24 protein-coding genes and 1 pseudogene are annotated in these 22,886 nt (G+C 63.6%); 10 read left to right on the forward strand and 15 right to left on the reverse strand.

Features of this window, described 5'->3' with window-relative positions:
* Window positions 1–134 precede the first annotated feature (134 nt).
* From petA to ACZYTC_RS02875, 7 genes and pseudogenes are all read left to right on the forward strand, one after another.
* Window positions 135–689: a ubiquinol-cytochrome c reductase iron-sulfur subunit gene (gene petA / locus ACZYTC_RS02845; RefSeq protein ID WP_434957519.1), complete on the forward strand. Its 555-nt coding sequence runs from the start codon at window positions 135–137 to the stop codon at window positions 687–689.
* Between the two features lie 11 nt (window positions 690–700).
* Window positions 701–2,851: pseudogene (locus tag ACZYTC_RS02850) on the forward strand (cytochrome c1).
* A gap of 171 nt (window positions 2,852–3,022) precedes the next feature.
* The gene (locus ACZYTC_RS02855) at window positions 3,023–3,586 is read left to right on the forward strand and encodes an adenine phosphoribosyltransferase (protein ID WP_434957518.1); all 564 of its coding nucleotides are present in this window, start codon (window positions 3,023–3,025) and stop codon (window positions 3,584–3,586) included.
* Window positions 3,587–3,859: 273 nt separating this feature from the next.
* Window positions 3,860–4,480, forward strand: a complete 621-nt coding sequence (locus tag ACZYTC_RS02860; RefSeq protein WP_441770460.1) for a 50S ribosomal protein L25/general stress protein Ctc — start codon at window positions 3,860–3,862, stop codon at window positions 4,478–4,480.
* A 189-nt stretch (window positions 4,481–4,669) separates the two neighbouring features.
* Entirely contained in the window at window positions 4,670–5,290 is a 621-nt protein-coding gene (pth, locus tag ACZYTC_RS02865) for an aminoacyl-tRNA hydrolase (protein ID WP_434957516.1), read from the forward strand.
* Between the two features lie 202 nt (window positions 5,291–5,492).
* A complete protein-coding gene (ychF, locus tag ACZYTC_RS02870; RefSeq protein ID WP_434957515.1) occupies window positions 5,493–6,590 on the forward strand; it encodes a redox-regulated ATPase YchF in 1,098 nt (365 codons plus the stop codon).
* 183 nt (window positions 6,591–6,773) lie between these two features.
* Window positions 6,774–7,814, forward strand: a complete 1,041-nt coding sequence (locus ACZYTC_RS02875; protein ID WP_434957514.1) for a LacI family DNA-binding transcriptional regulator — start codon at window positions 6,774–6,776, stop codon at window positions 7,812–7,814.
* Between the two features lie 22 nt (window positions 7,815–7,836).
* Here ACZYTC_RS02875 and phnN read toward each other — a convergent pair whose 3' ends face one another.
* The 9 genes from phnN to phnG are packed head-to-tail and all read right to left on the reverse strand — an operon-like array spanning window position 7,837 to window position 14,747.
* Window positions 7,837–8,442, reverse strand: coding sequence for a phosphonate metabolism protein/1,5-bisphosphokinase (PRPP-forming) PhnN (gene phnN / locus ACZYTC_RS02880; protein ID WP_488988852.1), 606 nt, complete (start codon window positions 8,440–8,442; stop codon window positions 7,837–7,839).
* A complete protein-coding gene (locus tag ACZYTC_RS02885) occupies window positions 8,439–9,602 on the reverse strand; it encodes an alpha-D-ribose 1-methylphosphonate 5-triphosphate diphosphatase (RefSeq protein WP_434957512.1) in 1,164 nt (387 codons plus the stop codon). Before ACZYTC_RS02885 ends, phnN begins: the two co-directional genes overlap by 4 nt.
* A 15-nt stretch (window positions 9,603–9,617) precedes the next feature.
* The gene (gene phnL, locus ACZYTC_RS02890; RefSeq protein WP_488988853.1) at window positions 9,618–10,328 is read right to left on the reverse strand and encodes a phosphonate C-P lyase system protein PhnL; all 711 of its coding nucleotides are present in this window, start codon (window positions 10,326–10,328) and stop codon (window positions 9,618–9,620) included.
* Entirely contained in the window at window positions 10,325–11,107 is a 783-nt protein-coding gene (gene phnK / locus ACZYTC_RS02895) for a phosphonate C-P lyase system protein PhnK (protein WP_434957510.1), read from the reverse strand. The genes phnL and phnK overlap by 4 nt, the downstream gene beginning before the upstream one ends.
* The gene (locus ACZYTC_RS02900; RefSeq protein WP_488988854.1) at window positions 11,104–11,574 is read right to left on the reverse strand and encodes a GNAT family N-acetyltransferase; all 471 of its coding nucleotides are present in this window, start codon (window positions 11,572–11,574) and stop codon (window positions 11,104–11,106) included. The genes phnK and ACZYTC_RS02900 overlap by 4 nt, the downstream gene beginning before the upstream one ends.
* Window positions 11,571–12,542 carry an alpha-D-ribose 1-methylphosphonate 5-phosphate C-P-lyase PhnJ gene (locus ACZYTC_RS02905; protein WP_454815156.1) on the reverse strand — a complete coding sequence of 324 codons (972 nt, stop codon included), beginning with the start codon at window positions 12,540–12,542 and terminating at the stop codon, window positions 11,571–11,573. Before ACZYTC_RS02905 ends, ACZYTC_RS02900 begins: the two co-directional genes overlap by 4 nt.
* Window positions 12,539–13,651: a carbon-phosphorus lyase complex subunit gene (locus ACZYTC_RS02910; protein ID WP_488988855.1), complete on the reverse strand. Its 1,113-nt coding sequence runs from the start codon at window positions 13,649–13,651 to the stop codon at window positions 12,539–12,541. The genes ACZYTC_RS02905 and ACZYTC_RS02910 overlap by 4 nt, the downstream gene beginning before the upstream one ends.
* Window positions 13,651–14,289, reverse strand: a complete 639-nt coding sequence (gene phnH / locus ACZYTC_RS02915; RefSeq protein ID WP_488988856.1) for a phosphonate C-P lyase system protein PhnH — start codon at window positions 14,287–14,289, stop codon at window positions 13,651–13,653. The genes ACZYTC_RS02910 and phnH overlap by 1 nt, the downstream gene beginning before the upstream one ends.
* The gene (gene phnG / locus ACZYTC_RS02920; protein ID WP_488989972.1) at window positions 14,289–14,747 is read right to left on the reverse strand and encodes a phosphonate C-P lyase system protein PhnG; all 459 of its coding nucleotides are present in this window, start codon (window positions 14,745–14,747) and stop codon (window positions 14,289–14,291) included. Before phnG ends, phnH begins: the two co-directional genes overlap by 1 nt.
* Before the next feature lie 147 nt (window positions 14,748–14,894).
* On the opposite strand from phnG, the gene phnF reads away from it, so the two are divergent.
* Entirely contained in the window at window positions 14,895–15,722 is an 828-nt protein-coding gene (phnF, locus tag ACZYTC_RS02925) for a phosphonate metabolism transcriptional regulator PhnF (RefSeq protein ID WP_488988857.1), read from the forward strand.
* Window positions 15,723–15,833: 111 nt separating this feature from the next.
* Here phnF and ACZYTC_RS02930 read toward each other — a convergent pair whose 3' ends face one another.
* Together ACZYTC_RS02930 and ACZYTC_RS02935 are read right to left on the reverse strand one after the other, a co-directional pair.
* Window positions 15,834–16,874, reverse strand: coding sequence for a lysine-2,3-aminomutase-like protein (locus tag ACZYTC_RS02930; RefSeq protein ID WP_434957504.1), 1,041 nt, complete (start codon window positions 16,872–16,874; stop codon window positions 15,834–15,836).
* A 564-nt stretch (window positions 16,875–17,438) separates the two neighbouring features.
* On the reverse strand, window positions 17,439–17,567 hold the full coding sequence (locus ACZYTC_RS02935; RefSeq protein ID WP_434957502.1) for a hypothetical protein: 129 nt from the start codon (window positions 17,565–17,567) through the stop codon (window positions 17,439–17,441).
* A 74-nt stretch (window positions 17,568–17,641) separates the two neighbouring features.
* Between ACZYTC_RS02935 and ACZYTC_RS02940 the strand changes: the two genes are divergently transcribed.
* A complete protein-coding gene (locus ACZYTC_RS02940; protein WP_434957501.1) occupies window positions 17,642–18,322 on the forward strand; it encodes an ArsR/SmtB family transcription factor in 681 nt (226 codons plus the stop codon).
* Window positions 18,323–18,325: 3 nt separating this feature from the next.
* Here ACZYTC_RS02940 and phnE (ACZYTC_RS02945) read toward each other — a convergent pair whose 3' ends face one another.
* From phnE (ACZYTC_RS02945) to phnC, 4 genes are all read right to left on the reverse strand, one after another.
* Complete coding sequence (gene phnE / locus ACZYTC_RS02945; RefSeq protein ID WP_488988858.1) at window positions 18,326–19,219, reverse strand: phosphonate ABC transporter, permease protein PhnE; 894 nt, start codon at window positions 19,217–19,219, stop codon at window positions 18,326–18,328.
* Window positions 19,216–20,148 (reverse strand): phosphonate ABC transporter, permease protein PhnE, encoded by a 933-nt coding sequence (gene phnE, locus ACZYTC_RS02950; RefSeq protein WP_488988859.1) that lies wholly within the window; start codon window positions 20,146–20,148, stop codon window positions 19,216–19,218. Before phnE (ACZYTC_RS02950) ends, phnE (ACZYTC_RS02945) begins: the two co-directional genes overlap by 4 nt.
* Before the next feature lie 71 nt (window positions 20,149–20,219).
* Window positions 20,220–21,152 carry a phosphonate ABC transporter substrate-binding protein gene (gene phnD / locus ACZYTC_RS02955; protein ID WP_434957498.1) on the reverse strand — a complete coding sequence of 311 codons (933 nt, stop codon included), beginning with the start codon at window positions 21,150–21,152 and terminating at the stop codon, window positions 20,220–20,222.
* A gap of 60 nt (window positions 21,153–21,212) precedes the next feature.
* On the reverse strand, window positions 21,213–22,037 hold the full coding sequence (gene phnC, locus ACZYTC_RS02960; RefSeq protein WP_481272702.1) for a phosphonate ABC transporter ATP-binding protein: 825 nt from the start codon (window positions 22,035–22,037) through the stop codon (window positions 21,213–21,215).
* Window positions 22,038–22,241: 204 nt separating this feature from the next.
* Here phnC and ACZYTC_RS02965 point away from each other — a divergent pair, with 204 nt between their 5' ends.
* The gene (locus tag ACZYTC_RS02965; RefSeq protein ID WP_488988860.1) at window positions 22,242–22,886 is read left to right on the forward strand and encodes an LbetaH domain-containing protein; all 645 of its coding nucleotides are present in this window, start codon (window positions 22,242–22,244) and stop codon (window positions 22,884–22,886) included.

The raw sequence follows: 22,886 nt of genomic DNA on the forward strand, positions 1-22,886 counted from the left end.
GTTTCGCCGCGATCCGGTTTTGCGCGGCTGGGGTGGCCGAGATTTGGCAGAGTTGGATGGTGCGGGACTGATGCGTCCGGTTCCTCCATCATCCCGGCGGTGGCCGGGATGCGACGTATGAGAAGGATCGATCCGTGTCAGTCACGAACGAACACGCCGCAGAGCCCACTCGTCGCGATTTCATTTACATTGCCACCGGCGCGGTCGGTGCTGTGGGTGTCGCTGGCGCAGCTTGGCCTTTCATCAGCCAGATGAATCCGGACAAGGCAACCATCGCGGCGGGCGTGCCGGTCGAGGTTGACCTGACCCCGATTCCCGAGGGGCAATCGGTGAAGATCTTCTGGCGCGGCAAGCCGATCTTCGTTCGTCACCGCACCAAGGCTGAAATTGCTGCGGCCGAGGACGTCAAGCTGGGGGATCTGAAGGACCCTCAGGCCGATGCGGACCGGGTCAAGAAAGATCAGGCGCAATGGCTCGTCGTGGTCGGCATCTGCACGCATCTGGGCTGCATCCCGTTGGTCAACGAGGGGGCCTATCATGGCTGGTTCTGCCCCTGCCATGGTTCGGTCTACGATACCTCGGGACGCATCCGTCAGGGTCCGGCTCCGCTCAACCTGGAAGTTCCGCCCTATAATTTCGAGAGCCCGACCAAGATTATGATCGGCGCCGAATCGAACGCACAAGCTTAAGGTCACAATTCATGAGCGGAACCTCGACCTGGACTCCGAAATCCGGCCTTGGACGGTGGTTCGAGAGCCGCCTGCCGATCGGCGGGCTCGTCCACTCCTCGTTCATCGCCTATCCCACGCCGCGTAACCTCAATTATATGTGGACCTTCGGCGCCATCCTCTCCTTCATGCTGGGTGCGCAGATCCTCACGGGCGTGGTGCTGGCGATGCACTACGTCTCCGATTCGAGCCTGGCCTTCACCTCGGTGGACCTGATCCGTCGTGACGTGAACTGGGGTTGGCTAATCCAGAAGCTGCACGCCAACGGCGCCTCGATGTTCTTCATCGCCGTCTATCTCCACATTGCCCGCGGCATGTATTATGGCTCCTATAAGGGCCCCCGCGAGGTGCTGTGGCTGCTCGGTGTCGTCATCTTCCTCTTGATGATGGCGACCGGCTTCATGGGCTATGTGCTGCCCTGGGGCCAGATGTCGGGCTGGGGTGCTACCGTCATCACCAACCTGTTCTCCGCCATTCCCGTGTTCGGCAAGTCGATCGTGACCTGGCTGTGGGGCGGGTATTCGGTGGGCAATCCGACCCTGAATCGTTTCTTCTCGCTGCATTATCTGCTGCCGTTCATGATCGCCGGCGTCGTCGTGCTGCATATCTGGGCGCTGCATGTGGTCGGCCAGAACAATCCGACCGGCGTCGACATCAAGTCAGACAAGGACTCGGTACCCTTCACGCCGTATGCGACGCTGAAGGATGCCTTCGGCATCGCCTGCTTCCTCGTCTTCTTCATGTATTTCGTGTTCTACATGCCGGACTATCTGGGTGATCCGGAGAACTACATCACTTTCGATCCCGGCAAGACGCCCGCGCATATCGTGCCCGAATGGTACTTCCTGCCCTTCTACGCGATCCTGCGTTCCATCCCGGACAAGCTGCTGGGCGTCATCATGATGTTCGCCGCGATCGTCATGCTGGCGCTGCTGCCCTGGCTCGACACATCGAAGGTGCGCTCAGCGGTCTATCGTCCGGTGTTCCGCTGGGTGTTCTTCATCTTCGTGGCTATTTGCATCGGCCTCGGCTGGATCGGCTCGCAGCCGCCGGAAGGCTCGAAGGTACTGATCGGCCAGATTCTGACCGCGCTGTACTTCGCCTACTTCCTCATCGCCCTGCCGTTGCTGGGGTTGTTTGAGCAGACCAAGCCGGTTCCCGCTTCGATCGCCGATGCCATTCTGGCGAAAACGGGCGGCATCCCCCTGCCGGCCGCAAACACCGCCGAATCGCAAAGCAAGGGCTGAGGGGCGAACGAGATGATTGAGATGTTCAAACCTTCACGTGTGGCCGGCCTGGCTGTCGCCCTGGCCACCCTGTTCGGCGCTGCCGGTCTGTCCCAGCCCGCCTGGGCGGAGGGCGGCGAGCAGCCGACCCGCCAGCAGTGGAGCTTCGCGGGCCCGTTCGGTCGCTATGATCAGGGCCAGCTGCAGCGTGGTTTCAAGGTCTATCGCGAAGTCTGCTCGGCCTGCCACAGCCTGCATCGCGTTGCCTTCCGCACCCTGTCCGATCCCGGCGGCCCCGGCTTCACCGAGGGGCAGGTGAAGGCGCTTGCTGCCGAATACACCGTCATGGACGCGCCCAACGACAAGGGCGAGGTGCTCGAGCGCAAAGGCCGTCCGGCGGATTATTTCCCGCTGGTCTATCCGAACGATCAGGCTGCCGCCGTCGCCAACAATGGCGCGGTGCCACCGGACATGTCGCTGCTCGCCAAGGCGCGTGGCGTGAAGTCCGGCTTCCCCGGCTTCGTCTTCGACATCTTCACCCAGTACCAGGAGCAGGGGCCGGACTATATCCATGCCCTGATTACCGACGGCTATCTGAAGGACGATGAGAAGCCACCCGAGGGTGTCACCGTTCCGCCGAACGGGCATTACAACAAGATCTTCGGTGCTTCGATCGGCATGGCCAAGCCGTTGGCCGATGGGCAGGTGGAATATACGGACGGCACGCCGCAGACGGTGGATCAGTATACCCACGATGTCGCGGCCTTCCTGGCCTGGGCCGCCGATCCCTCGCTTGAAAAGCGCAAGCAGACCGGTTTCGTGGTCATCATCTTCCTGATCGTGCTGGCCGGCCTGCTCTATTACACCAAGAAGAAGATTTGGGCCGACGCTCATTGAGGGCTTCGATCGAGACTTGATTGACGAAGGCCGGGGATCGTCGATCCCCGGCCTTCATTATTTTAATCGGCTGTCTGTGAAGGGGAAGGCGGGCCTTTCTGCGCCAGCCCGGCCTCGACTCTTGGGTAAGGGCGTGGTCTTTTTCGGCATCGAATCCGCGGAAGGCAGACTATGACCGCCAAGACAGAACTCTCGGGCTCGACGGCCCGCATCCTCAAGGACGCAATCCGCACCATTCCGGACTATCCCAAGCCGGGAGTGGCGTTCCGCGATATCACCACCTTGCTGGGGGACGCCTGGGCCTTCCGGCGTGCGGTCGACGAACTGGTCCAGCCTTGGGCGGGTGCCAAGATCGACAAGGTTGCCGGGATCGAGGCGCGTGGCTTCATCCTGGGAGGGGCTCTGGCCCATCAGCTTTCGTCCGGCTTCGTGCCTGTGCGTAAGAAAGGCAAGCTGCCGCACGAAACCGTGCGCATCGCCTATTCCCTGGAATACGGCCTCGACGAAATGGAGGTCCACAAGGATGCGGTGAAGCCGGGCGAACGGGTCCTTGTCGTGGACGATCTCATTGCCACCGGCGGTACAGCGGAAGCGGCGGTCAAGCTGTTGCGTGAAATCGGTGCCGATGTCCTGGCGGCGGTCTTCATCATCGACCTGCCGGACCTGAAGGGGGCCGACAAGATCCGGGCGCTCGGCGTGCCGGTCCACACACTGGTATCTTTCGAGGGGCATTGAACGGGGGGCGTCTCTTGGAGCGCGGACATCACAGCCCCATGAAGTCATGGGGCGATATCCGCTCTTCTTTCCATGAACGCCGTGTTTCCAAGAGCGGACTGGAAGTCCGCGCTCCAGGCACAGCTGGCACAAGGCATATCGCGCTTCTTGCATTTCGCCCCCGATACGTCTATGAGAACGCCGTTCCGCGACCAGACACCCCTGGAGGCAATGCGGGACGACCGAACCGGCCGCGCCAGCGGCCTTTTTCTTTGAACAACCTAGGAATACACAATGTCCGTGAAGCAGATTTCCGCCACGGCTCGCACGCAAGTGGGCAAGGGGGCCGCGCGTGCCGTTCGTCGTGAAGGCAAGGTGCCGGCCGTGATCTACGGCTCCGGCAAGCCCCCCGTTTCCATCGCGCTCGATGCCAAGGAAACCAACCGGCTGGTTTATGCCGGCCACTTCCTCACCACCGTGTTCGAGATCGAGGTGGATGGCAGCAAGACCCGCGCTATTCCGCGCGACTATGCTCTCGACCCGGTGAAGGACACCGTCGAGCATGTCGACTTCCTGCGCATCGATGCCGGCTCGCGTCTGCGCGTCGACGTTCCCGTCCATGCCGTCAACGCCGCCACCTCGGTGGGTGTGAAGCGTGGCGGTTCCGTCAATATCGTGACGCATTCGCTCTCGGTTCTGGCCCCGGCCGACAAGATCCCCGATTCGATCGATGTCGACGTTGCCGCTCTCGACATCAACGATTCGATCCACCTCTCGCAGATCAAGCTGCCGGAAGGCGTTTCCTACGCCGGCCAGGACGATGCGACGCTGGTTTCGATCCTGCCGCCGGCCGGTGAAGAGGCTGCTCCCGAAGCCGAAGTGGCTGCCGAGCCTGCCGACGCCGCCAAGAAGTAATCCGGCTTCGAATATTGCTGCGATGGCCGGGCTCGTCCCGGCCATTCGCACAAGAGCGTTTGGCGATTCGACGGAGTCACCCAGAACCGCAAAGACGCTCTAGCCAATCCGTTGGATTGGCTTGGAAACAAGGAGCTAGAGCAAGAGAGCGTATCCGCTTAAACGCGCTTTGCTCTAGTGGGGGCTATCATGCGTCTTTTTGTCGGGCTCGGTAATCCGGGCGCCAAATATGCCGGCAATCGTCACAATATCGGTTTCCTTGTCATCGACGAGATGGCGCGGCGCCACCGTTTCGCGCCCTGGCGCGCCCGCTTCCAGGGCCAGATCAGCGAAGGCAGCATTGGCGGCGAGCGTGTCATGCTGCTCAAGCCACAGACCTATATGAACGAAAGCGGGCAGTCGGTTGGCGAGGCCATGCGCTTCTTCAAGATCGGTCTTACCGATCTCACCGTCTTTCACGACGAACTCGATCTGGCGCCCGCCAAGCTACGCGTGAAGGTCGGCGGCGGCAATGCCGGTCATAATGGCTTGAGATCAATCACCGCCCATTGCGGCAACGACTATCGCCGCGCTCGGCTCGGCATCGGTCATCCCGGTGACAAGGCGCTGGTGCATCATTTCGTGCTCAGTGACTTCGCCAAGGCGGAGTGGCCCTGGGTCGAGGATCTGTGCTCCGCCTGCGCAGACGCGGCACCGCTGCTGGCGAGCGGGGAGGAGGCGAGCTTCCAGAACAAGGTCCACCTGTTCATGGAGGCAAGGGGACACGGTGCGACCAAACCGGCTTCATCTGCATCATCCACGAAGGGGTGAAGCAGATGAAGCCGGCAAGTGTTTGAAGTCTTGCAGATCAAACGCGGTCTGCATTGGCTCGCAGGGGCTTGAAGAATCGGCTGGACGAGCCGTCCGGCTCGGCCGAGCCATTGACGTTGCGCTGCTTCCTATCTACCCAGCGCCTTAACGGATTTCGTCGGCGGCAAAAGCGCGCCGGCTACAAGATGAACGAGCGATCACCATGGGTTTCAAATGCGGAATTGTCGGCCTGCCCAATGTCGGCAAGTCGACCCTGTTCAACGCGCTGACGCAGACGGCGGCGGCACAGGCGGCCAACTATCCCTTCTGCACCATCGAACCCAATGTCGGTGACGTGGCGGTGCCGGACGAGCGCCTGGAAAAGCTCGCGGCCATTGCCAAGTCCGGCACCATCATTCCGACTCGGCTGACCTTCGTGGACATTGCCGGCCTGGTGCGAGGCGCCTCCAAGGGTGAAGGGCTGGGCAACCAATTCCTCGGCAATATCCGCGAATGCGATGCCATCGCCCACGTGGTGCGCTGCTTCGAGGACGGCGACGTCACCCATGTCGAAGGCAAGATCGATCCGGTGGCCGATATCGAGACCATCGAGACCGAACTGATGATCGCCGACCTCGACAGCCTGGAGCGTCGCATGGTGGCGCTGGAGAAGAAGGCGCGCAGCGGCGACAAGGAGGCCAAGGAAAGCCTCGACCTGATCAACCGGGCGCTGGTGTTGCTGCGTGAGGGCAAGCCGGCTCGCCTGGTCGACGTCAAGCCGGAGGAACGCCGGGCCTTCGACATGCTGCAGCTTCTTACCGCCAAGCCGGTCCTCTATGTCTGCAATGTCGAGGAGGCCTCTGCCGACAAGGGCAATGGCCTGTCTGAAAAGGTGAAGGAGCGTGCTGCCGAGGAAGGCGCCAAGGCTGTGGTGGTATCAGCCAAGATCGAGAGTGAGATCGCCATCCTGCCACCCGAGGAGCAGAAGGATTATCTCGACGCCATCGGCTTGAGCGAACCGGGTCTCAACCGCGTCATCCGCACCGGCTATGAACTGCTCGACCTCGTCACCTATTTCACGGTGGGGCCGAAGGAGGCACGGGCCTGGACCATCACCAAGGGCATGCGCGCCCCGCAAGCCGCCGGCGTGATCCATTCCGATTTCGAGAAGGGTTTCATCCGTTCCGAAACCATCGCCTATGCCGACTATGTCGCTCTCAACGGTGAGGCGGGCGCCAAGGAAGCCGGCAAGTTCCGGCTGGAAGGCAAGGATTATGTGGTCGTCGACGGCGATGTGCTGCATTTCCGCTTTGCGACTTGAGCGCAAATGGATTGCGCTCGGTTCGAAGATCTTGAAAGACCTTTGACACCTGGTCGATCCGGCGTAATTTAATATCAATACGTCAATTGGCAGCCTTCAATGAAGGGAGCCAATTGACAGAAGAAAATCGATTTATCTGTGTTATCATCGCGTGAGTGTTCGTTCGTGACAGGGGCGGGGGCCATGCAATCCAACGAACCGCCGCGCAAGATACCGGGTGAGCGGGCAACTATTCATGATGTTGCCCGGCTTGCGAATGTCTCGCCTGCCACCGTTTCCAAAGTGCTGCGCGGCCTCGGCGCAGTGAAGGCCGAGAGTGTCGCGCGTATTCATGCCGCCGTTCGGGAACTTGGCTTTCGGGTGGACCCGCTGGCTGCCAATCTGCGCCGGTCGCGCCGTTCGATCGTCGGGCTGATCGTCCCGGACTTCCGCAATCCGTTCTTCGGTTCCATGGTTGCCCATTTCGAGCGTCTGGCGGAGGGCAGCGGCTATCGTCTGGTGACCGTTTCCAGCGCCGAGAAGGCCGAGCGGGAGGCCGCCCAGACCGAGGCGCTGCTCGACTGGCGCGTCGCCGGCATGATCGTCGTGCCGACGGATGGGCGCCCGGCGGCGGAAGGCTCGCTGCTCGATCAGAAGGTCGCCACGGTCCTGCTCGATCGCGTCCCGGACGAGACCGGATTCGATCGCGTCAGCGTCAACAATATCGAGGCCAGTGCTGCGGTCATCCGCGAGCTCGTGGCCCTGGGACACCGGCGCATCCTGCTCGGGCCCTCCTCTCTCGACCTCACCAATATGCGCGATCGCGTCAACGGCGCGATGGCAGCGGCACACCAGGCGGGCGTCGCCGATAATGTCGAAGTTCTACTGTGTGGTCCCGATGTCGCATCGGCCATGGAGGCCATGGCTGCACGTTTCGACAGGGGAGAGCTGCCGACGGCCGTCTTCGCGCTCTATAGCCCTGCTACGCTCGCGGCCCTGCGGGAAGTGGAGCGACGCGGCCTCGTCATGCCCAGGGATCTGTCGGTTGTGGGCTTCGACGACATCGAATGGATGCAGGTGACCCACCCGCCGATCGCCGCGGTGATACAGCCGGTGGAGGCGATCGCCGAAGTTGCCTGGGCCCAGCTCATGCAGCGCCTGGCGGAACCGGGCGAGGCGCCTCGGGCCGTCGAAGTGCCCTGTCAGCTCGATTTGCGGGGATCGGTTGCCGGCCCGCGAGCCTGAACGCCCAATAGGCCGATCCAGCCTACTCCACCGCCTGAGCTTGCCCCGAAAGTTCGGCCTGCAGATGGGCGATCAGCCTGTCGATCGCCGCTTCCACCGGTCCGTCATTGCTGATGATGAGATCGGGGGCGAGGGTGTCCTCGCGATCGATCTTGCGAGCCAGGCGCGCCCGGATCATCTCTTCGCTTTCGCGGCCGCGGGCAGCCAGACGCTGGGCGATGATCTCGGCCGGTGCGGTGATCAGCACCACGCTGAGGCCGGCGAAGCGCTGGCGCGCCTCCGGCAGGCTGGAACGGGAGAGATTGCAGACGGCGTGGCGGCCCTCTTCGGTTGCCAGCCGCACCTCGAGGGGCAGGGCGTAGCTGAGGCCGTGGGCGCGCCAAGAGAGCGAAAAACCACCCTCGGCCTCCAACTCGGCAAAATGCTGCTCGGTCAGGGTCTCGTGATCTTCCGCCGAATTGCTTTCCCGCGTGATGACGCGCCGCGGAAAGATCAGGCCGGAATGGCCGGCGAAATGGGCACGGGCCGCATCGATCAGCGTATCCTTGCCCGCGCCGCTCGGTCCGACGATGGCGATCAGTTTGCCGAACCGAGGTTTGGGCTGGATCAAAGCGGGTTCGTCGGTCATGCCGCGATCTTGCCCTCGTTCCAGACGCGGCGGATGATCGGCGTGGTGCTGGAGCCCGAGGCAACCTGGGTCACGCGCACCAGATCGGCCCGCCGTCCTTTTTCCAACCGACCGCGATCGTCGAGGCCCGTGGCGCGGGCCGGCGTATCGCTGACCATGCGCACGGCGGCCGGCAGATCGATCGCGGGCACCCGCTCGGGCAGCTGGAAGGCAGCCAGGAGCAGGCTGGCGGGCACATAGTCGGAGGAGAGGATGTCGAGCACACCCTGGCCGGCAAGGTCCGCCGCCGCGATGTTGCCGGAATGGGAGCCACCGCGCACGACGTTCGGCGCACCCATCATCACGCTGATACCGGCGGCGTGGGAGGCGAGGGCGGCCTCGAGCGTGGTCGGGAATTCGGCAATGGCCACGCCATCGGCCACGGCTTCGTCCACATGGGTCGCGCTCGCATCGTCGTGGCTGGCGAGCACGATGCCATGTTCGCGCGCCAATGCCACCAGATTGGTGCGGCTGTGCGCAGCAAAGCGGGCATGCCTGTCGAGCTTGGCCTTGATATAGCTCTCGACATCGGTCTCCCCGCGCGCACGGCGTGGAAAGTAGAAGCTCATCCAGGTTTCGAGATCGCGAAACTGGCGCTGGCCGGGCGTATGATCCATCAACGAGGCCAGATGAACGGGGTAGAGTTCCCGGAATGCCTGGAAGGCGGTGAGGACATCGTGCGTGGCGAGCTCGCAGCGAATATGAGTGCGATGCTCTACGCGCAGATGGCCGTGCTGGCGTGCCTCTTCCAGGGCCCCGGCCAGGGCCGTGCCCTCCTTGGAGATCGTGCCCTCCTCCGTCTCGGAGCCGAGGCGGATGGAATCGAACACGGTGGTGATGCCGGCGGCGGCGATCTGGGCGTCATAGGCCATCACGGCGCTGAGGGCATGCCAGCGCACCGAGGGGCGCGGCGAGTAATGAGCTTCCAGATGGTCGGTATGAAGTTCCACCAGCCCGGGCAGGATATGGTCTCCCGCCATGTCCAGGCCTTTTTCCGGCGCCTCTCCCTCGCCCATGTCCACGATGCGGCCCTTGTCGACCGCGATCCAGCCCTTGTCGATCACATGATCCGCCAGGACGAGGCGGGCGTTTGAGAGAACAAATTGCTCAAGATCAGGCATGATTGAAATGTCCGTTCAGGCGGCAAGTGAGGTTGCGGAAAACTGGGTGACGTCGACCACGCGGTCTGCGACTCGCTCGCGCACATCCTCATCATGAAAGATGCCGACAATTGCGACGCCATTTTGTTTCTTGGCGGTGATGAGCTCGACGACGACGGTCCGGTTGGCCGCATCGAGCGAGGCGGTTGGTTCGTCGAGGAGCAGGAGGGGCCGGTCGGATGCGAGGCCGCGCGCAATGTTGACACGCTGCTGCTCACCGCCCGAGAAGGTTGCAGGCGGCAGGCGCCACAGTCGTTCCGGCACGTTGAGCCGGTGGAGCAGGTCCTGGGCGCGCCCAATGGCCGCGTCCTCGGCCATGCCGGTTTCCCGCGCCGCCTCGGTGACGATGGCGAGGGCCGAGACACGCGGGATGACACGCAGGAACTGGCTGACATAGCCCATGGTGCGTCGGCGCAAAGCAAGGATACGCCGAGGTTCGGCCGTGGCGATATCCACGGCGTCTTCGCCTTCGCGCAGCAGGATCGATCCGCTATCGCAGCGGTAGTTGCCGTAAATCATCTTGAGGATCGAGGATTTGCCGGCTCCGGACGGACCGCCCAGCACGACGCATTCACCGGGGGCGACGGTGAAGCTGACATCCTGCATCACGCCGATGCTCTGGCCACCCTGGAGATGCAGGGTGAAGCTCTTGGAAACGCCTTCGAGGGTAAGGATGGGGGAGGTCATGCTGCCAGCACCGAAGAAACCAGGAGTTGGGTGTAGGCCTCGTGCGGGTCGTCGAGGACCTGGTCGGTCAAGCCCGTCTCGATCACCCGGCCCTGCCGCATCACCATGATGCGATGCGATAACAACCGTGCGACAGCAAGGTCGTGCGTGACGATGATGACCGCGATACCTGTTTCGGCGACGAGGCCGCGCAGGAGGTCGAGCAGGCGAGCCTGCACCGAAACGTCGAGGCCGGAGGTCGGCTCGTCCATGAAGACGAGGCGGGGGCGGGTGACGAGGTTGCGGGCGATCTGCAGGCGCTGACGCATGCCGCCGGAGAAACTGGCCGGCGTGTCATCGATGCGGTCGGCCTCGATCTCCACCCGGCCGAGCCAATCCAGTGCCGATTCCCGAATGCGTCCATAATGCCGGGCGCCGACGGCCATCAGGCGCTCGCCGACATTTGCGCCGGCCGAGACGCCCATCCGCAGCCCGTCGCGGGCATCCTGGCGCACGAAGCCCCAGTCAGTGCGCAGCAAGAAGCGACGCTCCGCCTCGCTCAGCGAGAAGAGGTCGCGAGCGGCGCCGTCGCGCATGCGATAATGCACAGAACCGGCGGTCGGTTCGACTTCACTGGACAGGAGACCGAGCAGGGTCGATTTGCCCGATCCGGATTCGCCCACCACGGCGAGAACCTCGCCCTCATAGAGGTCGAAGGAGACGTCGGCACAGCCCAGGCGCGTGCCATAATGCTTGGTCAACCCGCGTGCCTGGAGCAGCGGGGAATCGTTGAAGGTCATGCGACTTTCTCCGGCAAGGATAGGCGGAAGGACACGCCGTGACGCTCGAAGCCGAGTGAATCGTAAAAGGCATGGGCGCCGGTATTGTGCAGGCTGGAGGCGAGAATGGCCTTGTAGCAGCCCTTCTCCTGCGCCAGGCGGAAGGCGGCCTGCAGCATGAGGCGGCCAATGCCTTCGCCTTGCTTGTCGGAAGCGATCACGACGTTCTCGATCACGGCGAAAGGGGTGCCGCGCCGGGCGAGGTTGTCGACCGCCATCAGGCAGAAGGTGCCGATGATCCTGCCGTCCTGTTCGACGACATGGAGCGTGTAATCGGGATAGAGGCCGAGGCGCTGGAGCTTGTCCTCGGCCTCCTCGAGCGTCAGGACGTTGTCGCCGTTGAAATCGGGCTGTCCGTAAAGGGTGAGCACGGCGGGCAGGTCAGCCTTGTCGCCGATGCGCACGGATAAGGAAGGGATGGCGCTCATGGTGCGGTCTTCCCGGCTTCGGCCGGCAAGGGCGAATTCGCACCCTGGCCGCTCAGTGTTTCGGGCGCCGTGCCCAGCATGGCGCCCTTGTGTCCTTCTGCCCGCCTGGTCTCGCAATGGTCGGTGTCCGAGCAGACGAACATGCGGCCGCCGCGATCGTCGAGGACGACCTCGTCGAGATAGACGCCTTGCGCGGCGCAGAGGGCGCAGGGCTGCTTGAAGCGCTGCACGCTGAAAGGATGATCCTCGAAATCGAGGCTCCTCACCCGAGTATGCGGCGGCACAGCATAGATGCGCTTCTCGCGCCCGGCGCCGAAGAGCTGCAGTGCCTCGCAATCGTCGATCTTGGGATTGTCGAATTTTGGCGTCGGCGAGGGGTCCATGACATAGCGCCCGGCGACTTCCACCGGATAGGCGTAAGTGGTGGCGATATGGCCGTGGCGGGCGATGTCCTCGTAGAGCTTCACATGCATCAGGCCGTAATCGGCGAGGGCGTGCAGCTTGCGGGTCTCGGTCTCTCGCGGCTCCAGGAAGCGCAGCGGCTCGGGGATCGGTACCTGGTAGACCAGAACCTGGTCGGGCTTGAGCGGAGCCTCAGGCACGCGGTGGCGTGTCTGGATGATGGTGGCGTCTTGCGTCGCGGTGGTGGTGGCAACGCCGGCCGTCTTGGCGAAGAAGCGGCGGATCGAGACGGCATTGGTGGTGTCGTCGGCGCCTTGGTCGATCACCTTCAGCACGTCGTCAGGGCCGATGATGGCGGCCGTCACCTGCACACCGCCGGTGCCCCAGCCATAGGGCATCGGCATCTCGCGCGAAGCGAACGGCACCTGATAGCCGGGAATGGCGATGGCCTTGAGGATCGCCCGGCGGATCATGCGCTTGGTCTGTTCGTCCAGATAGGCGAAATTGTAGCCGGCCTCCGCGGGAATGCGCTCGCTGCCGGTGGGCAGGGCCTGAGTCTCGATCATGCTGCGTCCTCCTGTCCGACTTCGGCCAGTGCCGCCTTGCGGCGTTCGGCATGTTCGGCCCGCAGGCGCCGGACCAGGTCGAGTTCGGCCTGGAAGTCGACGTAATGGGGCAGTTTCAGATGCTCGACGAAGCCGGTCGCCTGCACGTTGTCGCAATGGGACATCACGAATTCTTCGTCCTGGGCGGGCGCAGTCATCTCCTCGCCGAATTCGCGCGCCCGGAGCGAACGGTCGACCATCGCCATGGACATCGCCTTGCGCTCGGCCTGCCCGAAGACCAGGCCATAGCCGCGCGTGAATTGCGGTGGGGCCTCGGTAGAACCAGCGAATTGATTGACCATCTGGCACTCGGTGACGGTGATCGACCCCATCGGCACGGCAAAACCGAGCTCCTCGGGCACGAATTCCACCTCCACTTCTCCCAGACGGATCTCACCGACAAAGGGATGGGTGCGGCCAAAGCCGCGCTGGCTGGAATAGGCGAGCGCGAGGAGAAAGCCCTCGTCGCCTCGGGCCAGCGCCTGCAGCCTGAGGTCGCGCTCGGCCGGGAAGGACAGGGGCTCGCGGGTGAGGTCGCCCACCGGGCGTTCGGGATCGGGATCGGCGTTGCGTTCGATCAAGCCTTCCCCCCCGAGCAGGTCGCTGACGCGTGGCGTCTTCTCGTCCGTGGCGGGTTTCTCCTGTGGCAGTTCGATTTCTGCACCGGCCGCCAGCATGAAGTCGAGCAGGCGGTGGGTGTAGTCGAAGGTCGGACCGAGCACCTGGCCGCCGGGCAGATCCTTGAAGGTCGCCGAGATACGGCGGCGGATGGCCATCTCGTCCGTGTCCACAGGCACCCCCACGCCAAAGCGCGGCAGGGTGGTGCGATAGGCGCGCACCAGGAAGATCGCTTCGACCAGGTCGCCGCGGGCCTGCTTGATCGCCAGCGCCGCGAGGTCGCGATCATAGAGCGAGCCCTCCGCCATCACACGGTCGACGCCCAGCGTGAGCTGTTCGCGGATCTGGTCGGTGGCAAGATCGGGCACCGCCTTGTCGCCGCGCCTGACATGGGCGAGCAGGCTATGGGCATTGTCGATGGCTTCCTCGCCACCCTTGACGGCGACATACATCAGGCTGCTCCAACTTTCTTGTCTGCTCCAAGAATTTTTGACGAGCGCGGCAGGGCGGCGATCTTGCCCGGCGCCGTGAAGACGAGGTCGACGCCACGCGGGAAGGCCGCGTGATTGGCGGCAAGCTGCCGGGGCAGGCCGGAGGGGAGCGGAGCAAGCACCAGGCCGGCTTCTTCCCGGCTGCTCTCGGCCTTGATGCCGGGGCCGGTGAAGACGAGATCGTGGCCGGGTTCGAGCCGCTCGAGAGCGATCAGCAGCGTGGTCGAGCGGTCGGGATATTCATCGCTGCCCTGGGCGAAATGGGCAAGATCCGGACAGGCAGCCACGTCTGTGATCAGGGCGAAGGCCGCCTCCTGCGGATCCTCCGTCAGGCGGGCTCCGGTATGGAAGGTGAGAAAGGCGCGCACCGCCGGTGCCTGCAGCCTTGCATCGAGCCAGAGAGGGGCCTCGTGATCGGCCAAGGCAAGGGCAAGGGCGGCCAGTTCCGGCGTCAGCGGCGCCGGCGGTGCGAGGTTTGTTCGGAGGGGCAGGGGACGGGCGGGACGGGCCAGCGCATTCATGCAGGCCCGGAAGACCGCCTGGGATTCGAGCGCGGCATTGGCGAAGCCGGGCGCGAGGTCCAGTGCAAGGTTGGTCATCAGTCCTCTCCTCGTACCATGGTGAAGAAATTGACCCTGGTTGCCGCTGTTTGGCGGGCTGAAACCTCCGCATCGGCCGCGAGGCGGGCTGCGACAGGACGCAGCGCCCGCTCCACGGCATCGCGGTGGGGCTCGTCTTGCCAGAGTGCGTCGATCAGGGCGGCGGCGCTGGCCTTGGTGCGATCTCGGCCGAGATGATAGGCAAAGCCGATCGGCCCGTTCTCCAGCCGGACGGTGGCACGCGAGGTGCTCGCTTCCCCCAGGTTGAAGGCGCCACCGTCGCCGCCGACCCTGCCCTGCAGCATGACGAGGCCTGTTGCGGCTGGTCGCAGCGCCACATGGGCCGGAAGCGGGGCCAGGGCCGAAAGAACATGATCGAGTTCGGGGCCGGTAGCATGGGCGCACAGACGCATGATGGCTTGGCGCGCCTTCACTCCGGCAGCCGGATTGGCTGCCATCTGGCGATGACGATCTGGAGAGGATTCATTCATGACGGAACCATGGGGGTTGCCTTGCGGTCACAACAGGCTGGGCTCGAAACAGGGCTGGCGAAGCAAGTTGTCTAGTGATATAGACAACTATATGAGAAACCTTGCAACGCTTCCATGACAAAACCAGTCCCGACCCAGAATTTTTCGCCGCTGGGCGCAGCAGACGATCGCGCTGCCGCTGAAGGCACGGTTTTGCCGGGCGATGGCATCGCCATGGATGGTGCGGTCTTTCGTGGCGATGGTATCGCTGCCTGGCGCAAGATTACCGATCTCGTCGAGGCCGAGATTGTCGGCGGCATGCTGGCGCCCGGCGCTCAATTGCCGACGGAGGCCGTGCTGGCCACCCGTTTCGGCGTCAACCGGCATACGGTACGCCGCGCTCTGAGCGAGTTGGCCGGTAAAGGCCTCGTGCGCACGGCGCAGGGCAGGGGCACTTTCGTCGAACTTTCCCGTCTCGCCTATCCGATCGGCGCGCGCACCCGTTTCAGCCAGAACATGGCCCAGGAGGGGCGCGAAGCGGGGGGCACGATGTTGGAAGCCAGCGAAGTCCAGGCCGATCCGCGTCTCGCGAGCCTTCTGGCGATCGCGCCCGGCAGTCTCGTACTCAGGCTGCTGACCCTGCGTTCGGCGGATGGCGTGCCGATCGCGTTCGGCAGCACTTTCTTGCCTCTGCCGCGCTTTGCCGGCTTTGCCGATGCCTATCGTCGCTTCGGGGCCGTGACACCGGCTTTGGCTGAATGCGGCGTCGACGACTACAAGCGCCAAGCGACGCGTCTGGGCGCCCGCTTTGCCTCTCCAGACGAGGCAGCCAGACTGGACATTGCGGCGGGCCGCCCGGTACTGACGGTGGAGGGCGTCAATGTCGATAGTGACGGTGTGCCGATCCAGGCGATTTTCAGCCTGTTCGCCGCCGACCGTACCGAAATCGTGGTCCAGAACTGACGGTAGCACCTAGAGCGTTTTTCAGAAAAGTTGATGGACTTTTCGATGAAGAAAACGCGTTAAAACAAAGAGTTAGAGAAGAATGACAATTCGGGGAAAAGTCATTTTTCTCTAGCCCCGATAGGCGTGCACGCCGCCACGCGGGTCCGTGACGAGATGGCCGTCTTCGCTCTCGGCTGCAAGATAGCTCGGTCCAATCGGCACCTTGCCGTGGCCGCCGGGAATGTCGAGCACATAGGTGGGCTGGCCGAGGCCGGTGAGGCTGCCGCGCAGCTCCCGCATCACCGCTTGGCCCTCGGCGATGCTGGTGCGAAAATGGCCGGTGCCCTTGGCGAGGTCGCCATGGTGCAGATAATAGGGCTTGATGCGCAGGCCGAGCAGAGCCCGGAAGAGGGCCGATAGCGCTTCGGCCGTGGCATTGACACCCTTGAGCAGCACGGTCTGGCTGACCATGGCGACGCCCGCCTGCACCAGCCGCGTACAGGCCTCCCGCGCGGCGGGAGTGAGTTCGCGCATATGGTTGGCGTGCAGGGCGACGAACACGCCCTTCGGGCTGTCGAGGTTTTCGATGAGTTCGGCGGTGATCCGTTCGGGGGCTACCACCGGCACGCGCGTATGAAACCGGATCACCCCGATATGGTCGATGGCCGATAGTGCTTTGACGATCCGGCCGATGCGCCGCGGCGACAGCGCGAAAGGATCGCCGCCGGTGACGATGACCTCGAAGATCGCAGGATTGTTGGCGATGTAAGCCAGGGCTGCGTCGAGTTCGCTGCTGGTGAGCGTATCGCCCTCTGGCCCCACCATTTCGCGGCGGAAGCAGAAGCGGCAATAGACCGGGCAGACATGCAGCGGCTTGAGCAGGACACGGTCGGGATAGCGGTGCACGATGCCCTTCACGGGCGAGAAGGCGTCATCCCCGATCGGATCGGTGAGTTCGTCCGGGCTCGATATCAGTTCGCGGCCGGTTGGCACGAACTGGGCGGCGATGGCATCGTCCTGGGGAGAGCCGGTGATGAGGTCGGTCATCGCCGGGGTGATCGCCACCGAGTAACGCCGCGCCACCTCTTCAATGTCGAGACGCTCAGCCGAGGAAATGAGCCCGCTGGCTTCCAGATCGGAAGCGCTCCGAAGGCTGGAATGCTTGTTCATTTCGATGCTCTTGCCATGATGCCGGCTGAATCGCCACGGCGAGGCAGCCCTTTAGCAGGCAATGGCTGGATATGCCAACCCAGGAACAAACAGGCGTTTCCGCCATAGGCGCTAACTTTGCGAGTGGAGGCGTAGGTAGCGTGGAGGGTCGATCTCCACAGCTCCATCAATTGATGGAGCGAGATCGACCACCTTTGTCTTCTATCTGGCTCGACATTTCCAAGATGGTCGATCTGGAGATCGACCCTCCAATCTGGTGCCACCACCCAAAGTTAGCACCTATGGGCGTTTCCGCTAAAATGCGTTTTGCCGAAAACCGGTCTCCACTTTTCGGCGCGATGCTCTAGCGATAGCGATCGATCAGGTCTCGGGCGCAGGCGGCAGGCTGGGGCGGGTCGTTTTTCCCATGACCGTCGATCACGCCGATGTCGCTCAGCAACCGATCGGAGAGACCGTGCAACCCCTTCTTCGGCATTGCCGGCGGTGTTGTCGGCCGTGGCTTGCTCCCCTCCGTCTCGCTCCCTCGCAAACAAGATCGCTCAATCCATCCAATCTGAGCCATCGTCATGGCTCGATCTCCAAATTGCCAAGGTCTCCGGCGTTGTCGGCCCCATGGGCCGTCGTCGCCGATCCCTCATGCGGCGCAAGCCTGAAGGGGGCGACGTCATGGCGGGTGAAGCAGGCGATCATCATGGTGTCCCGGGTTGAAAGCGACCGGGACAGGCTAGGCGATTGAGCAGCGTCGATGCTTCGGCTATGGTCGTAGTATGAAAGACGGACCGATGATCGCCTCGGTTGCCGCCCTGATCGGCGATCCGGCGCGCGCCAACATGCTCACTGCGCTGATGGACGGCCGGGCGCTGACGGTGAGCGAACTCGCCGAGGCCGGTGGCATCAGCCTGCAGACGGCCAGCGGCCATCTCGCCAAGCTCGATGCCGCCGGCCTGCTCTGCGCCGAAAAGCAGGGGCGGCACCGCTATTTCCGCCTGTCCGGCCACGACGTGGCCCAGGTCCTGGAAGCCCTGATGGGATTGGCCGAGCGCACCGGTGCGATAAGAGTGCGGACCGGCCCGCGTGACGAAGCCATGCGGACGGCCAGGATCTGCTACGACCATTTGGCCGGAGCACGCGGTGTTGCCCTGCTGGATGGCTTCGTGTGTCAGGGCTTGATCAGCGGCGACGAGGATCCCGTGGTTACGGCGATGGGCAAGGATTTCTTCGTCGGGCTCGGGCTCGACGTCCCGGGCATGGCCAGGAGCCGGCGCCCTGTCTGCCGACGCTGCCTCGACTGGAGCGAACGCCGCAGCCATCTCGGCGGCGCCCTTGGCGCGAGGCTCCTCGACTGGGTGATCGAGCGCGATTGGGCCCGACGCAAGGAGGGGCGTGTGATCGCCTTCACGCCCATCGGCGCGAAGGCGTTCGATGCAACATTCGGCCTGGCGGGGTAGGCCTCAGGGCCGCTGCGGCTGGCCGATGATCGCAAGTCGGAGACGCGACGAAATCACGTCGATGACGGCGACAGTGACGAGGATCATGAAGATCAGCACACCAAGCGGCGGCAGGTCGAGCACCCGCAGCAATTCGGCGAGATACTGGCCGACCCCGCCGGCTCCGACGATGCCGATGATGGTGGCCGAGCGCACATTGGATTCGAAGAAATAGAGCACCTGGCTCGCCATGACCGGCAGGACCTGCGGGATCAGGGCGAAACGGATGCGGTGGATCCGATTGCCTCCCGTGGAGAGCACGCCCTCGCTCGCCTTGTTGTCGGTGGTTTCGATGGCTTCCGAGAACAGTTTGCCGAAGGCGCCGAAATCGACGCAGATGATGGCGAGCACGCCGGCAAACGGACCGAGGCCGACGACGCCGACCCACACCAATGCCCAGATCAGCGCATCGACGGACCGGATCACATCGAGGCTACGGCGGACGGCAAAGCGGACGAAGACATTGGGGATGACGTTGCGTGCCGCCAGGAAGGCCACGGGCGCAGCCAGCACAGCCGCTGTGAGCGTGCCGGCAAAGGCGATGGCGAGCGTCTCGGTGAGAGCCTCCACGAAGAACCAGAACTTACCCTCGTCATTGGGCGGGAACATCTGCACGACGAAGGTGCCGAGCCGCGAAAGCCCGCTGAAGAACCGCGCCGGCGTCACCTCGAGCCGGACCATGGCGACGACGGCAAGGGCGAGCAGGACGACTATCACGCCTCCGGCCAGGAAACGTGTCCGCCAGGAGATTTCGAAATGGGCACGGTGGCGGGCTGCCACGGAGGCGAGCCTTTCGGGGCTGAGGGAGGCGAGAGGGCTTGCCGACCGCGGTGCCGAGCCGTTGATGCCGTTGTTCATGGTGTCGCCTCCTGACCGATCAGACGATGGCGCAGCTTCTCGGTGGCGAAATCGATGATGAAGACCGTGACGATGATCATCAAAAGAATGGCGCTGACGTCGGCATAGGCGAAGGTACGGATGGCGACCAGGAGTTCCTGGCCGATGCCGCCCACGCCGATGAAGCCCATCACGCCGGCTTCCCTGACATTGATCTCGAAGCGGAGCAGGGAATAGGAAGCGAAGTTCGGCAGGGTCTGGGGCAACACGGCAAAGCGTATGCTTTCCAGCCAGGATCCACCGGTGGCGACAGTGCCCTCGACCGGCTTCATGTCGGCATTCTCGACCACTTCGGCAAACAGCTTGCCGAGCGCGCCCATGGTGTGGATGGCGAGTGCCAGTGCGCCGGCCATCGGCCCGGACTTGAAGGCGATCAAGAAGATCATGGCGAAGACGATGGTCGGCACCGTGCGGCAGAACTCAAGCCAGCGGCGCACCAGCGCGCGCAATAGCCGGCTACGCGTCAGATTGGCGGCAGCCGCAAAGCACAGGAGGAACGCACCGAGCACGCCGAGCAGCGTACCGAGATAGGCGACGAGCAGCGTATCGCCGAGCAGCACCAGCCATTTGCCGAAGCCCCAATACCATTCCCTGACATCGCCGACGAAATTGCCGAGGCTGAGCGGCGGGGCGATGCGGCTGAAAAAGGAGGTGAAGTTGCCAAGATGGGTCCACAGGAAGCCCGGCCGGATCGCCGCCACATGGGCCGAAAGGGCGTAGAGGCCGATGCCGACGATGACGGCGAGCCAGATCCTGCGTTTCTTGGCAGCAATGGTTGCCTGGTAGGCCCTGAGCAGAGCTTGGGTTTGCGCCTGGGGCAGGCTATTGATAGCCGGCAATTGTGTATCCTCCTGCCTGGTCGAACGCAGGCGGTTCCAATGGAAATCCATGTGGCGTAATCCGCTTGCGCAAAGGGCGCGCACCTTTCGGTGCGCGCCCTTCATTGCGTCGTTGCGACCCCTTACTGGGTCTTGCGAAGCGCGTCGTTGAACTTCACCATGTCGACGATCGGCTGATATTCCTTGGCGCTGATCGCAGTGAGTTCGAGATCCTTGCCGTCGGAAAGCTTATCGAAATTGGCCTTATCGTTCTTGGCGTAGTCGATCAGGGCGGCGCCGATCTTCTTCTTCAGATCGTCGGGCAGCGAGGCGAGCACCGTATAGGGGCCTTCGGGCAGGAAGGGCGTCTTGTAGATGACGCGGAAGTCGCCCTTGGTCATCGGGGTGCCGTCATCCTTCTTGAGGATGCCGCGGCTGAGCATGCGGGTCAGGTTGGAATCGTCTTCCGAGTTCCAGCTGTTGGCGGCAGCATCTGCGGTACCCTGGGCGAGGGCCAGCACGGCATTGTCATGACTGCCGGCGAAGACGACCGAGGAGAAGAACTTGTCGACGTCGATGCCCTGGCTGTGCAGGCCGAAGCGCGGCGCATTGTTGCCGGAGGTCGAGTTGGGGTCGACGAGGGCGAGCTTCTTGCCCTTGAGATCCTCGATGGTCTTGTAGGGGCTGTCGGCCTTCACATAGATCACCGAATAGTAGCCGGTGAGGCCATTGTTGTGGCGGGGAACGGCGACCGGCTCGGTGGCCACGCCGGTGATGATGGCGCGGGCGTAGGAGGCCGGGCCGTACCAGGCGATCTGGGCAAAGCCGGCGCGCTGGGCTTCGATCACGGCGGCGTAGTCGTTGGCGATGTTGAGCTTGACCGGCACGCCGACCTGCTTGGCGATGTAGTCGGCCAGCGGCTGGTAGCGGTCATTGGTGGTGGAGGCATTCTCGGCTGGGATGACGGCAAGCGTCAATTCGGGATACTGGGCCTTCCAGTCCTCGGCCTGGGCGGTACCAGCGGCAAAGCTCATGGCTGCTGCGGCAAGGCCGAGCAGCGTGCGGCGCGAAAGCATAGGTCTCTCCTGTCGGAAATATCGTGTTCTTGTGGCTCTTGAAGATGCGCAGCCGGCCTGTCAGGCCGCGACGCTGGCAGGGCGAGCCAAACCTGCCGAGTTTGTGTCGCCTGCCCATTTGGCGTCGGCATCGGCATCCATGACTTCGCCGGCCTCGAGGCCGTAGAGGTCGCGCGCTGCATCGGCAGTGAGCATGGCGGGTGTGCCGTCGAACACCACCCGGCCGGCGGACATGCCGATCAGGCGGTCGCAATAGCCGCGGGCGAGATCCAGCGAATGAAGATTGCAGATGACGGTGATGCCGAAATGCTTGTTGATGCGCAGCAGCGCATCCATCACGACCTTGGTGTTGCGCGGATCGAGCGAGGCGATCGGCTCGTCCGCCAGGATGATCGAGGGTTCCTGCACCAAAGCGCGGGCGATCGCCACGCGCTGCTGCTGGCCGCCGGACAGGCTGTCGGCACGCTGGCCGGCGAGATTGGCGATGTCGAACTGCTCGAGCGCAGCGAGCGCCATGGCCTTGTCCTCGAGGCCCCACAGCTGCAGCACGGCACTGGCGGTCGAGACCTTGTTGAGGCGGCCCATCAGCACATTGGTTAGCACGTCGAGGCGGCCGATCAGATTGAACTGCTGGAAGATCATGGCGCAGCGCGCACGCCAGTCGCGCAGGGCCTGGCCGCGCAGGGCCGTGACATCGACGCCGTCGAAGGAGATCGTGCCCTCGCTCGGATCGACGAGGCGGTTCAGCATGCGCAGCAATGTCGACTTGCCGGCACCCGAACGCCCGATTACGCCGATGAAGGCGCCGGGCGCGATTTCCAGATTGACGTCCGCGACGGCAGCCTTGCCGCCGAAGCGCCTGGAAACTCCTTTGATCGCCAGCATGAACAGATCCCTTCTCGTGCAGCTTTCCGAAGTCGGTAACGCTGGGCCATTACAGAGGGATGGCAGTTCAATGATGTTTCGGTGACGATCCCCCGCGGATGTCGCGGGCCTATGCGACAGATCGGGCGCTCCGGCGGATGCTTGTCACGTGGCTGTCGCAGCGGAGTGGGAAGCAGGGCCTTTCCATCATCGTTGGATCGCCCTTTGCCCAAACTCAGCCTGACGCCTTTCGTCGACCCGGCGGCTTTGATTTCCGCAAGCAGGCTCGGGCGCTACACCGAAGTAGGTCCCCGCACCAGCCTGCATGAGGTCGAACTCGGCGACTATTCCTATGTCGTCAACGATTCGGACATTGCGTACAGCCATATCGGCCGTTTCGTGTCGATCGCGGCCCATACACGCATCAATCCGGGCAATCACCCGATGAACCGGGTGAGCCAGAGCCATTTCAGCTATCGCGCCTCGGCCTATTTCGAAGGCGAGAGCGACGAGGACGACTTCTTTGCCTGGCGCAGGGAACATGACGTCCATATCGGCCATGATGTCTGGATCGGCCATGGCGCGATCGTGCTGCCGGGGCGCCGCATCGGTATCGGCGCCGTGGTGGGGGCCGGCGCCGTGGTCACCCGGGACGTGGAAGCCTACACCATCGTCGCCGGCAATCCGGCACGGCCGATCCGCCGTCGTTTCGAGGAAGCGATTGCCGACCGCCTGCAGGCCCTGGCCTGGTGGAATTGGTCGCACGAGACCCTGCGCGCTGCCTTGCCCGACTTCCGTAAGCTCCCGGTCGAGGCCTTCCTCGACAAATATCAGGCTCTTGCCGTTGAGGGCCTAATCGGTCCATCCTGA

This window comes from Labrys sp. F242 (assembly GCF_057813875.1).